12 protein-coding genes are annotated in these 14,889 nt (G+C 59.7%); 3 read left to right on the plus strand and 9 right to left on the minus strand.

Annotated features, from left to right (window positions below; all coding sequences use genetic code 11):
* Positions 1-52: 52 nt before the first annotated feature.
* Positions 53-1,642: an ABC transporter substrate-binding protein gene (locus tag BUC08_RS23200; RefSeq protein WP_028955066.1), complete on the minus strand. Its 1,590-nt coding sequence runs from the start codon at positions 1,640-1,642 to the stop codon at positions 53-55.
* 189 nt (positions 1,643-1,831) lie between these two features.
* Between BUC08_RS23200 and BUC08_RS23205 the strand changes: the two genes are divergently transcribed.
* Genes BUC08_RS23205 through BUC08_RS23215 form a run of 3 tightly spaced genes read left to right on the plus strand, consistent with a single transcriptional unit; the run spans position 1,832 to position 3,944 of the window.
* Positions 1,832-2,542, plus strand: coding sequence for an SDR family oxidoreductase (locus BUC08_RS23205; protein WP_037931467.1), 711 nt, complete (start codon positions 1,832-1,834; stop codon positions 2,540-2,542).
* 35 nt (positions 2,543-2,577) lie between these two features.
* Positions 2,578-3,438 carry a VOC family protein gene (locus tag BUC08_RS23210; protein ID WP_037931470.1) on the plus strand — a complete coding sequence of 287 codons (861 nt, stop codon included), beginning with the start codon at positions 2,578-2,580 and terminating at the stop codon, positions 3,436-3,438.
* Positions 3,435-3,944, plus strand: a complete 510-nt coding sequence (locus BUC08_RS23215; RefSeq protein ID WP_051539365.1) for an Lrp/AsnC family transcriptional regulator — start codon at positions 3,435-3,437, stop codon at positions 3,942-3,944. The genes BUC08_RS23210 and BUC08_RS23215 overlap by 4 nt, the downstream gene beginning before the upstream one ends.
* 88 nt (positions 3,945-4,032) lie before the next feature.
* Here BUC08_RS23215 and BUC08_RS23220 read toward each other — a convergent pair whose 3' ends face one another.
* From BUC08_RS23220 to BUC08_RS24705, 8 genes are all read right to left on the minus strand, one after another.
* On the minus strand, positions 4,033-4,302 hold the full coding sequence (locus tag BUC08_RS23220) for a hypothetical protein (protein ID WP_037931473.1): 270 nt from the start codon (positions 4,300-4,302) through the stop codon (positions 4,033-4,035).
* A gap of 879 nt (positions 4,303-5,181) precedes the next feature.
* Positions 5,182-7,182 carry a type IV secretory system conjugative DNA transfer family protein gene (locus tag BUC08_RS23225; RefSeq protein ID WP_037931476.1) on the minus strand — a complete coding sequence of 667 codons (2,001 nt, stop codon included), beginning with the start codon at positions 7,180-7,182 and terminating at the stop codon, positions 5,182-5,184.
* An 8-nt stretch (positions 7,183-7,190) separates the two neighbouring features.
* Positions 7,191-9,527, minus strand: coding sequence for a relaxase/mobilization nuclease domain-containing protein (locus BUC08_RS23230; RefSeq protein WP_037931479.1), 2,337 nt, complete (start codon positions 9,525-9,527; stop codon positions 7,191-7,193).
* Positions 9,514-10,095, minus strand: a complete 582-nt coding sequence (locus tag BUC08_RS23235; protein WP_037931482.1) for a helix-turn-helix domain-containing protein — start codon at positions 10,093-10,095, stop codon at positions 9,514-9,516. Before BUC08_RS23235 ends, BUC08_RS23230 begins: the two co-directional genes overlap by 14 nt.
* Before the next feature lie 563 nt (positions 10,096-10,658).
* Positions 10,659-10,865: a hypothetical protein gene (locus BUC08_RS23240; protein ID WP_007120662.1), complete on the minus strand. Its 207-nt coding sequence runs from the start codon at positions 10,863-10,865 to the stop codon at positions 10,659-10,661.
* A gap of 537 nt (positions 10,866-11,402) precedes the next feature.
* Complete coding sequence (locus tag BUC08_RS23250; protein WP_073194586.1) at positions 11,403-12,332, minus strand: DUF2493 domain-containing protein; 930 nt, start codon at positions 12,330-12,332, stop codon at positions 11,403-11,405.
* A gap of 701 nt (positions 12,333-13,033) precedes the next feature.
* Positions 13,034-14,122 carry a tyrosine-type recombinase/integrase gene (locus tag BUC08_RS23255; RefSeq protein WP_143186817.1) on the minus strand — a complete coding sequence of 363 codons (1,089 nt, stop codon included), beginning with the start codon at positions 14,120-14,122 and terminating at the stop codon, positions 13,034-13,036.
* A gap of 488 nt (positions 14,123-14,610) precedes the next feature.
* Positions 14,611-14,781, minus strand: a complete 171-nt coding sequence (locus BUC08_RS24705; RefSeq protein ID WP_156024909.1) for a hypothetical protein — start codon at positions 14,779-14,781, stop codon at positions 14,611-14,613.
* Positions 14,782-14,889 lie beyond the last annotated feature (108 nt).

Here is a 14,889-nt window from a genome sequence, read left to right on the forward strand (position 1 = left end):
GACTGCGGTCTTTGGAACGGGCAGGCCGAAAGGGGCCTGCCCGAAGGTCAGATTATTCGTCGAGCCAAAGGTCGTACCAGCTGGAGGAGTTCCAGCGTGGTGTGTTGTGGTGGTTCTTCAGCTTCTTCGAGGTGACCGAGATGAAGGGATGCTCGATCGCGAAGATCACGGGGATTTCTTCCATCTCTTTGCGCTGGATCGCGTGATACATTTCAGCGCGTTTCTCCGGATCAAGCTCGGAGGCCGCGTCGTCGATCATTTGGTCCATCTCTTCGCTTTTCCAGCCGAACTGGTTGGTCCATGGCGTTCCTTCGGGCTGGCCCGAGCGCAGCCAGACAGTTGTCGACACCGCAGGATCGGACCGGAACTGGTGCCAGCCGTTCGCCGTGTCGAAATCGTGGTCGCGGTACACGCCGTTCAGGAAGCCGGGCGCGTCGTTGGTCAGGATTTCAACGTCGATGTTGATCTCTTTCATCGCCTGCGCAAAGTATTCGCCCCAAAGCTGGGTGTATTCCCCCCAAGGTGCGGGACGGTGACGCAGCTTGAAGCGGAAGCCGTCGTCTTTGACGGGATAGCCTGCCTCGTCCAGCATCTTTTTCGCCAGCTCGACATCATAAGCATAGGTTTTCACGTCGTCGGTATAGTTGGCGCCACCGGCTTGCGGGACGGGTCCGCGTCCGGGGGCGGCAAAGCCGCGCATGATCGTGTCGATGGCGTAATCAATGTCCAGCCCGTGATAGATGGCCTGACGCACCTTCAGGTCCGCAAGGATCGGATTGCGGTGGTTGAATTCGACGGTCGAGTGGGCGACGTTGTTTTCGTAGCCTTGGGTGCCGACATCAAACCGGTCGTCTTCCGAAAGACGGACCACATCGGCCATCGACACTCCGATAAAGCCGGATTCGTGTACTTCGCCTGCTTCCAGAGCGGCAGCGGCAGCCGATTTATCCTTGATAAAGCGCCAGACGATCCGGTCGAGGTAGGGATAGCCCTCGCGCCAGTAGTCTTCATTCTTTTCCGCCATCACATACTGACCGCGTTCGTATTCGACAAACTTGAACGGACCAGTGCCCACGGGCGCGGTGTTGTAGGGGTTGTTGGGAATGTCGGTGCCCTCGTACAGGTGTTTGGGCATCGGGTGACCAAGGTCGGGCATGGCGGCCACGAACAGATCAAGTGGCATCGGCTTGGAATAGTTGAACACGGCGGTGTGCGGATCGGGGCAATCGACGGATTCCAGGTTTGCCTGCAGGGCCGAGGAATAGTTCAGCAGCTTTTTCCACATCTCGATGGCGGTAAAGGACACGTCATCACAGGTGAAATCCTCGCCGTCATGCCAGCGCACGTTTTCGCGCAGTTTGACAGTGATGGTCAGACCGTCATCCGAACCGGACCATTCGGTCGCCAGAACTGGCACGTAGCCGTCATAACTTTTGTCGATTAGGGGTTCGACGATTTTGCCGCTGATGTTGTAGACGCCCGTAGACGCACGCAATGCGGGGTTCAGGATCCGTTGTTCGGAGATCATGTGAATGATGGCCGTGCCACCCTTCTTGACCTCTTGTGCCGAAGCGACGCCGGCCGTCAGTGCGGTACTTGCGGTCAAGCACGCGATGCCAAGACCGATCAGTTGTTTCTTCATGTTTAAAGCTCCCTTTCTGTCGGACCCCTTCGTGGAATCGCGATATTGCTTTCGCTGGTTCATCACTGCCCAAGACGTTGATGTAGTCAATATGTTTCCTATATTGTTTTCATAAAAGAGAAAAAATTACTAGTTTATTGACCTAACCTAGGTTAAATTTTTACCATAGAGAAACTCTGAGGCTTCCATATGCAGAAGACAGTTTGGGTTACCGGCGCAGGATCCGGCATAGGCGCTGCTGTTGCGCTCGGCTTTGCCAGGGCAGGCTTTCTTGTTGCTCTGACGGGGCGTGGAGCGCAAGCGCTCGAAGATATTGCCGCTACGTTCCCCGATAGGAAAATGGCCTTGGTGGTCGCGGGTGATGTGACTGACCGTCAAGGCATGGCAGAGGCTGCACAGCGAATTGCCGCTTGGGGAGATGGTCTGCATATCTTGTGCAACAACGCAGGTCTTAACATTCCACGCCGTCGCTGGGCGGATCTGGATTGGGAAAGCTGGGACAACCTTCTGAATATCAACGTGACCGGTGCGCTGAATGTGATAGCCGCCTGTCTTCCTGTCATGCGCGCGCAACGTGATGGCATCATGATCCACACTTCAAGTTGGGCGGGCCGGTTCCATTCTTCCAACGGTGGCGTGGCCTACGGCGCTTCGAAACATGCGCTGTCCGACATTTCCGCGAGCCTGAATGCGGAAGAGGGGGCGAACGGTATCCGGTCGACGGCGCTGTGCCCTGCCGAGGTTGCGACGCCATTGCTGGCCAAAAGGCCCGGATTTGATGTCTCGACCCTGGCGGACATGATCCAGCCCGAGGACATGGCGCAGACCGCGCTTTACGTGGCGAACATGAACCCTTCGGTCGCCGTGCACGAAATTCTTCTGGCTCCGGTGCGCAAGTAAGCTTGCCCCAGCTCAATATCTGAAAGGAAACTGAAATGTCCCACCCGGTCAAAGGTATAGATCACTGTTTTGCTCTGGTTCAGGATCTGGACAAGGCCGCCGAACAATACGCGGCGCTTGGCTTTACCCTGTCACCGCGCGGCCTGCACTCCGAGGCCAAGGGCTCTGCCAATTATACCATCATGTTTCCTGACGATTATTTCGAACTGTTGGGCCTGTTGCGTGCGACACCGCTGAATGCGGCGCGGGGCAAGGCGCTGGAGGATCAGGGGCAGGGCTTGCATGCGATTGCCTGTCGTATCGGCACTGCCGAAGCCGCGGCATCCCAGCTGGCAGAGCTTGGCATCGGGACACACGGCCTGGGCAGTTTCGAACGCCCCGTACCGCTGCCCGACGGCGGCTCTGCCGTTGCAGCCTTTTCAACAGTGGTCTTTGACCCCGCTGAAGTGCCCTTCGGTTCGGTCTTTATGTGCCAGCACAAGACCCCCGAAACCGTCTGGTTGCCCGAGTTGCTGACCCACGCCAACACGGCCTGCGGCCTTGATGCGATCCTTGCGCTGTCCGAAGATCCCGATGCAGATGGCAAGCGGTTTGCGCGGCTCTGGGCCGACGGCGCGACCCGTGCGTCCAGCGGCGGCGTGACGGTGAGCACAGGTGCGAATTCTGCGCCGCTGGTTCTGTTGCAACGGGAGGAAATGCAGGCGCTTTATCCCGATGTTGATCTGTCCCTGACCCCCAAGGGCGCCTTTACGGTTTTGCGGATCAAAGTGTCTGACATGAACGCCGCGCGGCAATGTCTGAAGGATGCCGATATCACGCCAATCACGACGCAGGCCGGTCTGGCAGTTGCCCCCCAGCACGCGTCGGGTGTCATCGTCGAGTTCGTGCCCGCATGACGGAAAAGCTGCGCAAGACGGGCGTCAAGTCGATCGATACGATTACCTTTGACGACATCGACCAGCAGATTCTGGATATTCTGCAGCGCGACAGCGACACGGTGATCAGTGCGATCTCTGACGCGGTCGGGCTGTCGCCGACCCCTTGCTGGCGGCGCATCAAGCGGATGGAGGAAGCGGGGCTGATTAAAAAGCGCGTGGCGCTGGTCGATCAGGTGCGCGCCAATGTGCCGATGACGATCTTTATCGGCGTCACGACACCGCGCCACGAGATAGGCTGGTTGCAGCGCTTTTGTGATCTTATCGATGAAATCCCCGAAGTGGTCGAAGCCTATCGGTTGACGGGTACGGTAGATTACATCCTGAAGGTCGTTGTGCCGGACATGAGTGCCTATGACCTTGTCTACAAGAAGATGATCGAGCGGCTGGAATTCAGCCAGATCAATTCGATGATCTCGATGGAAGAGCTGAAGTTTACCACATCGATTCCAACCAAATATCTTTGATCAACAGGTGTTTTTGACCCGTTGGAATGGGCGCCTGCAGACCTGCGAGCGGGGCGGTGGTTCCGCAATGTCACAGGTACGCGCCTGCTCAGGCTGAAATGGCCGCCCAGCTCATCTGTGCAATGTTGTCCCTTTGCGCATCGGTCAGCTGGTTTTGGGTTGCGCGGGGCCTTTTCAATGCGTTGCGAATGCCGCCGCCAACAAAACCGACCATTGACCTAGGTGCAAAGGATTTCAAAACGCCCTGCTCTTGGGGCTTCGGTTCAAGGCTTGAAATCGGGTTCTCACCGCGCGTTTCCATGCCGTTCGATGCGAAGAGCGACGCTGTGAAGAATGCATTTGCCTGAGGATGGTTCATCTGTTTTCCGACGGGAGCAACACCGGAGGTGACAGTTCTGTGCCGAGTGTTTTGGCTGTCTACCTTGTGTCGCTCCAGGCTTTCGGAGACCATCCACTTAAGCGAAGATGTTAATTATGATCGAAAATAGCTAATCACTTGCAGCCGGGCGGACCCCATCAGGATTCCGCCCGCATCTTCAGGGTTTCCCGGCCTTGGGGCAGCTGGCCGAATATCTCGTCATTATGTCATCGGCAGAGTACAAGTGGGCAAAAGGGCAGCGCAAAATGTTGCCACTTGGTATAATCAGCGTGTAGACGAGCACCAGCATCCGGGCGACCGCGCTAGTCATACAACTGGCGGTTGCCCGGATGGCTCGGCCGAATGCCGTGGAAACAGTCCAAGTCTTTATCCGCCCCCCTTTGCCTGCCAATTAGCTTCATGTGCGTCTTATTTCCCAAGGAGTAGTGCCATTGGGGGGGGGGCGACGCAGTAATTACCACATTGGATGAAATCCGGTTCAGACCACTTATTTCAACTAAGCTCGGCCAGCCCATCACGTTGTGTGCTTATGCCGTAGACGCCCTCGTTCATCGTGCTGCTGAATTCGGCTCGTGGGCTTTGCTACAAAAGCTTAATAAAATCATTACTACCACTGCATTGCCGGGAGCGCCGCGCGGCCGAGCTATCAAATTATGTTAGTAACACTTTGCTGGAACTTACTTTGGAAAAATAGAGGTATCGTCAGGATCCCCAGTTAAATATGGTTGGCGAAGACATCATCTTGGGAGTTTCAATCAAAAGGTGACTTCACCATCCCGCGGTGTGATCAGATAAAGCCAAGACGGGCCGCGGCTGCGGCGAATGACTGGAAACCGCCGACAGGCGATGCCCACCACGCTATCGAGCAACTAGCTTTTCACCACCGTCCTCTCGCAGCATCGCTTCCATGTCGTCCAAGCCATCGACAGCAGAGCGCATCTGCGCCTCATCATCCACGCCCACTGTCTCGGCATCCGCAACCTGGCCCCCAAAATCCATTTCCATCTGTCGCTGCTCTTCAGCGATAACGGCTTGAACGGCCGGCACGGTCTTTCTTGGGGCGACGTCAGTTTGCTTTGACGTTTGACTGCCAGCATCTTGGCGTGTGGTCTCCACAACGGCGTCAGACCCACCTGGTCCGCTCGCGGGCGGAGTCATCGGCATGGCGCGCACACTCAGCGGCAGCGTGCCCTGCGACCCACCTCCCCCAGGCTTCGGAAATGGCAACTCGCCCGTTTGTGCCGCGTGGATCGCCTTGAACAGCCGATCGTCGAAGTACTGAATCCGCTTCGCACGGACCGGCATCTGGGCATCGATGACCATGACGATTTCATTGAGTGGTAAGCGGCGCGCCTCATCTTCGGGCAGGAGAGAGCTTTCTTCGGTCCGTGTGGATTGGCTGCGGCCCTCGAAGGGGTTCTTGCCGATGGACTGAGAGCGCGTGATGACGGTCTTCGTGGTCTTGCCGACCGCCTTGCTCAGCTCTTCGACGGTTTTTTCATCCGAAGGCGTCAGGTAGAGCTTCACGCCTGCGTTGCCTTGCAGGGCGCGGCGAGTGTTCTCGCCATAGATTTCATCGAGGGCGGGGATGGTTTGCGTGACCACGGCCAAATGCCCGCGATAGGTACGCAGGGTCTCGATGCTCTCGACCACAATGGGCATCTTACCGAGGCGATTGAACTCGTCGAGCATGATCATTACGGGCCAGGGCTCGTCTGGCCCAGGGTCTTTTTCCTGCATGGCCGAGAGAAGATCGGAGAAGAAGAGCCGGATCAGCGGTGCGAGTGGCTTTACCATCAGCGGCTGGACCACCAGATAGACCGAAAAGGGCTTTTTGCGGATCGTCCGGAAATCAAAGTCCGACACCGCCGTCGCCTCATCTATGGCCGTGTTCTGCCATTGATCGAGCCCCGAGGTCATCAGGAGCGAGACGTAAGAGGTCAGCGTATCGTTGTTGGTCGAGGCCAGCCGGGTGAAGATCAGCTTGGCGGCCCTGTTATCGACCTCATGGCCCCGCGCGAAATACTCTTTTTGCTTGTTCCCGCCCGAAGCCGCAATGCGGTAGATCTCGCCCAAGGTCGGACGCTTGCGCTGGAAGGCCAACAGGCCTGCCGCGACGAAGAGATCGATCCCGCCTTTGAGGAGGCCCTGCACCCGGTCATTGTCGCTCTGCAGAAAGAGCGTCGCCAGGAGCTGCAATTCCATCTGCTGGCGCGCGGGATCTTTCAACTCATAGATGCGCAAGAGCGGGTTGTAGCGATGCGTGCGCTTGCCCTCCCAATCGGTCGGGGCAAAGCGATAGACCTTGTCGCCTTGGGCTGCACGGTGCCGCGCCGTGGCCTCGAAACACTCTCCCTTTACATCGAGCGTCACGGCGGAGCCTTGCCAGGCCAGCAGGTTCGGGATGACAAAGCCCGTGGTCTTGCCACGGCCCGTGGGTGCCACGATCAGCGCGTGGGGGAAGACCTTCGAGCAGATGTAGTTGGCCCGGGAGCCCGGCGGCCCCAGCTTGCCGAGGATAAACCCGGTGCCAGGCGCCCCGAAAAAGCCGTTGGCCTTCATCTCGCGCGCAGTCTGCCAATGGGTCTGGCCAAAGCGTGTCAGGGCGGACCCCGAGAGGGCGAGGCTCAGCATCAGGCCGACGGCGGCGAAGCTGCCGATAATCAGGTGGATGAGTTGGGCATCCTCCGGGCGGCGATCGAGGATCGCCAGATAATTCTGCGCGATATAGGCAAAATCGATCTCGGCCCCGAAGCCGAGATCCTGGTAGGTCAGCACCGCCGAGGCGATGGTATAGCCCATGGCCCCGGTCACCAGCGTTACCAGCAAGACCCCTGTTGCGATCCGCGCTTTTCCCATGGAGGCGCTCAATGGACCTGACCCCGCTCGGTCTCGCCATCCACGTCTGTGGCGCGGTGTTTTTCATACTCGGCGTCGGCAAGATCATCGACCACCTGGCGCAAGGCCTCAGTATTGGCCGTCGCGGCATCGGATTGAAGATAAACCTTGGCGACATAGAGCCGGTCGAGGCGGTCGTCGAGAGCCTTGTCCAGCGCATCGGCATCGCCGGATGTGAGCCGGCCCAATTGGCGGTCATCCAGCACCCGCGCGATCTCGTCGCGGAAGGCGTCCCGCTCCGCCTCGGTCTCGAAGGGCGCGGACAACTCCCCCGCCCGCTCATGGTCCAGAACACGCGCAATCTCGTCTGCGAGGCGGTCGACACGTTCATCAGGCCGCATCGCCGTTTCATCACCGGTTGCGAGAATGTCGTCGCGCGTGCCAAGCCCAAGCCCCTCGCCCATCTCGGTTTCGCGGCGGACCTGATTGATGACCTCCGTGTCGCGTATCTCGACGACGGCCGCATAGGTCGCGCCGAGCCCGCGGGCGAGGTGGGACGGCATGTCCGGATAGCGCGCGCGCAAGTCATCCGTGACTGCATCTGCAACGGGCGTGCGGACATCGCGTCCCGCCATGATCCGGTCGACCTCGCGGGTAATCTCGCTGGCGCGGGCCGCATCGGTGATGGTCTCCCTGTAGGGTTCAGACCGGTCGATCACATCGCCAGGACGTGCGATCAAGTCCGGATGCGCCTCGAGATAAATGCGCTGCTCCGTCTCGATCCGACGCTCCGCCCTTGAGGCAACCTCCCAGTCGCGATCCTCGATCTGCTGTGTGGTCAAACCCTCCGCGCGCATCTCCTGACGGATTGTCCCTTCCATCGCCCGGACCGCGTCCTCGTGATAGTGGAACCGCTCGCCGACCGCTTCCTCCTCCACGACACCATCCCGGCGCAGCACGTTTTCCCGTTCCAAGAGCGTGCCAAGTTCGACGTGCACATCGTTGAGAATGTCGCGCGCCTGTTCCAGATCGTCGCGGCGTTCAAGGTTCAGATCGCGCGCCTCGGCCACCTTGGAGAGATCATCTGCGATCCATTGATGCTCCAGCGCGGCGCTCGAGGCCCCGGTCTCTATCCGGGCCACCACTTCCGATATGCTGATCCCGGTGTCCCGTAGTGCCGCGTCAATGCGCGATCTCAGGTCGGGCTCGGCCAGTCGCTCGCGCTGGCTGGCGTCGATATTGGCCTCGGAATAGATCCCGCCCTCCGAGGGGGCCTCTGACAGCGAGCCCGAGCGCAGCCCCAAAGGCTGCATGTGCTGGACCTGTGTCTGGATCTCGATGAGGCGTTTTTCCAGCACGGGACGTTCCGCGTCAGACTTCTCGGCGATCATGCCCTGCACCCGCGCGAGCTTTTCCGCATAGAGGCTTCTGAGATCCTCGAAGCTTTGATCCTCAGCCATATACACATCTCCTGTTCGGTCCACCTGTCCGCCATGCGCCAGCACCTCGCCCGCGCGGAAGAGGGCTGCGGCGATGTCTTCCCGGGCCTCCCGGGAGGCCTCTGCGGCAAGCGAATGGTAGACGGTTCTGGTGTTGACGATCTCCGCCAGCGTCCGGGTCAGGTCCTGCCCCACGCGTTCGCGCTCGCGGGGCGCGCGACCCTCTTCCTTCGCGGCGTAGATCTCGCTGGTCCGGGCCGGGTAATGCACGACGCCGCGCTCCACCCGCCGCGTGGCTTCCAGCCGCACGCCGTACTTCTCCGCCTCCTCGACCATGGCGAGGCGGAAGTCGTCATAGTTGAAGCGATGGTTGCGCCCCAGAAAGAAGAACTCGCCTTCTTGCGAGCGGCGGTTCAGCACCAGATGCGCATGGGGGTGATCGCGGTCCTCATGCACCGCGATGATATAGTCGAAATGCCCCGCGTCGGTCTGGAAGAACCGCTCGGCCACATCCGTCGCGATGTCGCGCACATCCTCGCCGCGCGTGCCGATGGGGAAGGACATGAGCAAGTGGGTGGTCTGCCCCAGCTTGGGCTTGAAGCCCGCATCCCACCGCTTGGCAAAGCGCTCGGTCAGATCCTTGATGTCAGCCGCCTCGAGCTTCGCCTTGCCGTCCAGAAACCCGCTCGAGTCGACGATATGTGTGGACTTGGTGGTGAGGTAGTCGAGCTGGTTTGCAATCTGCGATTTGGTATGCGTGCCGCCGCCCCGGATCGCCTTAAAGACTGCTGGCCGATGCCCTGCTGCCGCGCGCACAAGCTGGGTCTGCTTGGCCACGTGCAGCCCCTGCATCGAGCCCCGGACGCGGCTCCAGCCATCTCGGAAGACCTCGCCCGTGACGGCATGGACGGCATCATTCAGCCGCATGGGCAAACTCCCTCAGCACGGCCGTGGCCTGCAGCTGCATTGCGTCCCGACGGCGGCGCAGAAGCAGATCGATCTCGTCAGCGGAATCCAGAATGAACCGCGCCAGCCCGCGCATCTGCGCAAGGCGCAATTCGGTAAACTCCGGGCCAGCCCCCTGCCCCTGCCGGTTGGCCTGCGTCATCTGCTTGGCGATCTGCGCGACCCCATTGCCGACCTCGTGCAGCGAGGCGCGGTAGCGCGCCATCTCGGCCGCCATCTGCGCGTCCGGAACGAACACCCCGCCTGCTGCCTGGATCAGCCGCCGCAGCCCTTCGGCCCGGCTCTCGATCCCCGCCACGGCCAGCACTTCATCGAGCGCCGCAAGCTCCGCAGCCGTGACCTTCACACTGATCGCTGAGACCGGAATTGCGGCATCCGTCTGGCGCTCGGCATCGGCTTTCAAGACGTAGCGCACTGCGCGCGATGTAACACCGAACCTCGCAGCCAGCTCGGACGTCGACACACCCTCCGCGGACTCGCGGACGATCTGCATCTTCTCGATCTCTGTCAGGCGTTTTGTTCGGGACATGCGGAAGAAAGACCCCCTATTTCCTGCCACCTTCCACCAAGGCTGCTTCCACCTTGCGATAATATACCAAGCTGTCAATTATATACTTACGTCGCATTCAGTCTCAGGCAGCCTTGGTGTCCGCTTCACGCCGCGGCCCGCAGGGACGCGGCTCTGCCGCCCTCACCACCGGGCAACCCACCTGTCCTAGAGGTCCCGTCCGCCAGCCCCGCCCGAGGGCCTGGCCGAACACGCATGTGTTCGGACGGAACCGCGGGCGGGCGCAAACCCCACCGACAGGGCGGACAGGCAGGGTCAAGGAGGGCCAGATTTGGGCTACCAAATCTCTGCCGCAAAAACCGGGAGGCCCTGGCCGATGGGTTTTTGTGGATGGCCCCCTTGAGGCTGACTGACCGGTCTGTCGCGGCCTGATCATCCCGGGCGGAGTGCGTCCCTTGAACGCGCAGCGACTGGCACCCGGAGAGATCGCTGCCGGCGATCACCCGCGCCGGAACCGGCATCCCTAGAACAGGGATCGGGCCGCCCCAAGATCGTTCTGGGGCGGCCCATCCTCGTCAGAGGATTTAGTCCTGGGGATCTTTCGCGCTCGGCGGGAACATCACCAGCTCCGAGACCGCGACCGGGAAGTCGAGCTTGAGGCTGAAGAACTCCGAGCCATCCCCGTTGCGGGTGTTGCGGAACATGGCGCCCACGCGTTGGAAGCGGGTGCGCTCCTGGCCATCGGTATCGGTGAACTTGACGGGGACGGTGGCGACGTAGTGGTTGGTCATTTGGGTTACTCCTTGTTGCGATGGGGATCATCCAGCACGGGGGCAAGAGGCCCGGTCGCAAGCGCAAATGCGGAGGGTCCGCGGCCAGCCGTGGAAGCCGTATTTGTGCTTGCCGGAGCGAAGCGCAGGGCACGGACGGGCCGACCCCGTGCGATCCACATCTATGAGCAAAAAGGAGAGACCCGGATGGCCCTTGCCATCACGCCGACGCCACCATCCGCGTCCGCGTCACGCCGAGCCTGGCCGGGGTGCTGACGGAGCCCGCCCGCGTGGATGCGATGTTCCGAAACACCACCCGAGGGACGCGCGAGTCTTCAGCCTCATATGCGACGTCTCGACCCCTCGCGTCTTGCGCTGCTGACGATGTGCGTGAGGGGCTCACCATCCCCATCCCGTACCGATGCGGATGGGCCGCACTCTGACGGACTGGGTAGAGGGATAACGGTGCTGGCCGCCGCAGACTGCCGATCGTGCATGACCGATCGCACGCGCCATGAGACATGACGAAAGGGCCGCGCCAAGCGCGACCCTCTCTCTTCAATCCTGCGACGCCTTCTTCGCCGGGTCCGCAACCCGCATGACCGTCAGGCCTTTCGCTTCCGCCTTCTGCCCGAGGTTCAGCGCGACCCCGTTGCCGCCGAAGAGGACAACCCCCGTCGCCGCGAACTTGTCGTCCAGCATTTCGTCGTTGCATTTGAACGGTGCCGCCCGGCCGTGTGCGGACCAGCGCGGATCGAAGCGCGCCTGCGCGACCCCGCGTGCGCGCGCCCACCGGGCCGCGATCATCTCCGCCCCGTGCTTGCCACCCTTGTGGCAGAGGAAGATCTCCTGGTTTCGGTTCTGCTTGATCCGTTCGCGAACCTTGTCGAGCGTGTTGAAGATCACATCGACATCGGTCCAGTCGGTGGCGCCTGAGACGATCAGGGGCACCCCCTCGACTTTCGACTTCTCGGCGGTTTCACGGTCGTGCTGCTCCAGAAGCTGCCGTGCCTCGAAGACCGCCCCGGTCTCTTGCGCCCGGACGCTTGCGCGCGACCCGGCTGCCGGGATGAAGGCGTGGCCCGTTTCGATCTCGTAGCATTCCGCCGCCGCCTCGCTCATCACCTCGATGGCGCCGACGATCTCGCGCAGCTGCAGAAAGCGCGCCTGCGCCTCCTGAATCGCGGTCTCGGCGATCTCCGATCCGTCGTGGGATTTTGCCAGCGCGCCGATCTTGTCAGCGGTGCGGTCGACCTCCTTGCCGAGCGCCACCTTGCGGCGCTGAAGGATCGTGGCGAGCCCATGGGCCAGCGGTTCGATTTCTGCCTCAAGCCCGGTCCCGCGCAGCTGACCGAGCAGAGCCTCGAAGCTCTCGCGGATGATGCTGTCCTGCAGGATGTGGTCCTCGGGGATCGGCAGCTGTGCATCCTTCTCGGTCAGCCCGAAAAGCTCGATGGTCTCGTAGGTGTTTGCGGTGTCGTAAGCCATGTCTGGTCTCCAGTTTTCGGTTGTGGAGCCACCACGTGAGTGTGGGGGCATGGCCGAATGTTTGGTTTCCCGAATCTGCTCGGGTCAGGGACGGCGCAGCCGCCGGCGTGCCGGGCGCAAAAGTTTTCCGGACGCATCGCCACTCATAGGCGCGACCTCGAGTGCTGGACCGAAGCCGCTTCTTGCCCCTGCCTCCCCGAAAAGTTTTGCGATCCTTGACGCGGGCTGATTTGGGGGCCATCCGGAGGATATGCTTCCGCACTCATGTGTGTGTGTTTTGACGGTAGGTTTGCCCGACCCGAGCAGGCAAACGGTGCGACCGGACGCGAAAGGCGGATGGAGCGGCGGGATCGTTTTGCCTCAGCAAAACAGACCAGAGCGCAATCCGGCGCAGCAGGCGGGGAGTGCCGTGCTCGCGAGACGGGCAAACCGGGATGCTGGGCGCCACGCCGCGGTGAGGACGCATGTCCGAATGCGCGATCGGCCACAGGCCGATGACCCTATCGGCACACACGCAAAGCGAGTTGGACAATTGTTAAACTTCAACAACAATTTACCATCTGTAAATCTCAGTTAGAAAGCTCCACGGACCTGATACATAGGTTGGTCTATTTCACACCTGGTTCGCTCTAAAAGGGTGCACTTTTACCGCCAAATTTAAATACTGAAGATTGCGTAGAATGGTCGCCGCGGAAAGCGATCTAGTGGTCACCAGGCAAAGCTGAGAAAATCTCCAGGACTTCCCTGCTTGGCCTCGCCAGCGGCGAACGTGGCAGCGTGGAAGCCGTTTGCGGATGGGCCTTTTCACGCCACTTTTCTGGGTCGTCCCGGTCTCGTATCGCTTGTAACCTCCGAAGGTTACGTTCTGACCCATCATCATTTTCAGATGAAAGTGGGGAAAAGCACCTCTGAACTTGAGCCTCCCTCATCGTCTCAGCAAGATGTCCATAGGTATTCATCACCGTCAGAGTGTTGGCGTGCCCCAGCTGTTTTGCCACCGTGTCAAGGGAAGCCCCGTGTGCAACAAGGTCGCTGGCGTAGGTATGTCTCAAGCCATGAAACACAAACTCTTTGGGGAGACCTGCTTTAGCAACCGCCGTGCGAAATTGAAGGGTGTGCTGACGACTCCAAGGCTTTCCCTTGGTCGACAGGAAGAGATGATCTTTATGCCCCTTCCCATCACAGGCCTTCATAAAGAACGTCATGCCTTCTGCCGGTAAAAATACGAACCTTGCGGGTCCACGCTTAAAAGGCTTCACGGAAATTCCAAAACCGTCTCTCGCCACATCTTCCACGCGCAGTTCGCCAAGCTCGCCCACCCGGCAACCACTGTAGAGAGCAGCCAACACCAATTGGCGCAAGGATGGGCTACATGCATCGAGGAGAGACCCACACTCGGCCCTCGTGAGAAAAATTGTCCGTGGTTGGTGATTGACAGCAACCCTATTCAAGCACTTCCATGAGCGTTCAGAAGTCAGGTGGCCGCTTTCCCAAGCATAGCGAAAAACCATCCTCAAGATGGTGACAAGCGAATTGAAAGTGCGCTTCCGCTTGCGTATTTCATCCGTGGTCAGGGTGTTGGGGTCCACTTTGGCGGGCGGGTTTTCAAAACCTCGCTTGGGAGGACGCTCCAGAACACTTTGCGCGAGATCTTGCAGGTCTTTGGCATTGAACTCTTCAATCGGGATGGCGCTCAGCTTGGGAACCAGATGATAGTTCATCAGCGTCAAATTGTTGTAATGCCCCCCTGATGAGCGCGCGAGCTTGGACCATGTCAGATAATCCTCCATAGCGTGTCCAACCGTGTAGACATCCCCGATCGGGCAAACACAAAGCGATGCGACGCGGCCAACATATTCGGGCGCCACCGACAAGTCCGTCACTGAGCCGGTTTCGAACCACTCGAAGGCTCGCGCAATTGCCGTTTGGTATGTGATTGACGGCTTACTGAGGGAGAGAGCTGGGCCGAGGCATTTCTGCCGGTATTTTCCGTCCTTACGAAGTGTGCGCGCCACTCAGTTACAGATGCGATCATCAGGGCGGTGAACCCCTATGTGCCGCCCTTTGAGGAGAACATGCCAATAAGGATACTCCCGGTGAGCTAGTTTACAAATTTGGGTAGGTGTCTGAAACTGGCAATCCGCAACATGATCCGTTTCACCGAAGGTTCTCGCCGCAATTTCTAGGGCAGTCTGCATAGTTTAATCCCATCAATGATGATTGATGGAGCCTGCTGGAGCTTCGCCCTAAAAGATAGGAGAGTTTAACATCCTAACGTTCACGCAGCGTCTCGACGCCTGAACAAATCGTAAAATGCTTGCTTCACTGTCCGGGGCTCTGGCTCAGCCTTCATTTCGAAGCAGACCCGTGCCTCTTCAATAAATCCATACATCTCGATGTACTTAATCAAGGCCCGCTCGAGCATTTTTATGCGCTTCGCTTCAGTCATTTCGCCCTCCATCGGTAATCCCCCCCGATCTTAAGGGGATGCGGAAGTAGAATTTTCTCGGCAGGATGAACGAGGAGATTCCGATGAAGAAGACACGTTTTACCGAGG

It is taken from the genome of Pseudosulfitobacter pseudonitzschiae, from assembly GCF_900129395.1.
Taxonomy (GTDB): Bacteria; Pseudomonadota; Alphaproteobacteria; order Rhodobacterales; family Rhodobacteraceae; genus Pseudosulfitobacter; species Pseudosulfitobacter pseudonitzschiae.

Coding starts and splice junctions, on each gene's coding strand:
- BUC08_RS23215 (WP_051539365.1), top strand. CDS start 3,435: ATGACGGAAAAGCTGCGCAAGACGGGCGTCAAGTCGATCGATACGATT.
- BUC08_RS23235 (WP_037931482.1), bottom strand. CDS start 10,095: ATGTCCCGAACAAAACGCCTGACAGAGATCGAGAAGATGCAGATCGTC.
- BUC08_RS23210 (WP_037931470.1), top strand. CDS start 2,578: ATGTCCCACCCGGTCAAAGGTATAGATCACTGTTTTGCTCTGGTTCAG.
- BUC08_RS23220 (WP_037931473.1), bottom strand. CDS start 4,302: ATGAACCATCCTCAGGCAAATGCATTCTTCACAGCGTCGCTCTTCGCA.
- BUC08_RS23255 (WP_143186817.1), bottom strand. CDS start 14,122: ATGGAGGATTATCTGACATGGTCCAAGCTCGCGCGCTCATCAGGGGGG.
- BUC08_RS23250 (WP_073194586.1), bottom strand. CDS start 12,332: ATGGCTTACGACACCGCAAACACCTACGAGACCATCGAGCTTTTCGGG.
- BUC08_RS23205 (WP_037931467.1), top strand. CDS start 1,832: ATGCAGAAGACAGTTTGGGTTACCGGCGCAGGATCCGGCATAGGCGCT.
- BUC08_RS23225 (WP_037931476.1), bottom strand. CDS start 7,182: ATGGGAAAAGCGCGGATCGCAACAGGGGTCTTGCTGGTAACGCTGGTG.
- BUC08_RS24705 (WP_156024909.1), bottom strand. CDS start 14,781: ATGACTGAAGCGAAGCGCATAAAAATGCTCGAGCGGGCCTTGATTAAG.
- BUC08_RS23240 (WP_007120662.1), bottom strand. CDS start 10,865: ATGACCAACCACTACGTCGCCACCGTCCCCGTCAAGTTCACCGATACC.
- BUC08_RS23200 (WP_028955066.1), bottom strand. CDS start 1,642: ATGAAGAAACAACTGATCGGTCTTGGCATCGCGTGCTTGACCGCAAGT.
- BUC08_RS23230 (WP_037931479.1), bottom strand. CDS start 9,527: ATGCGGCTGAATGATGCCGTCCATGCCGTCACGGGCGAGGTCTTCCGA.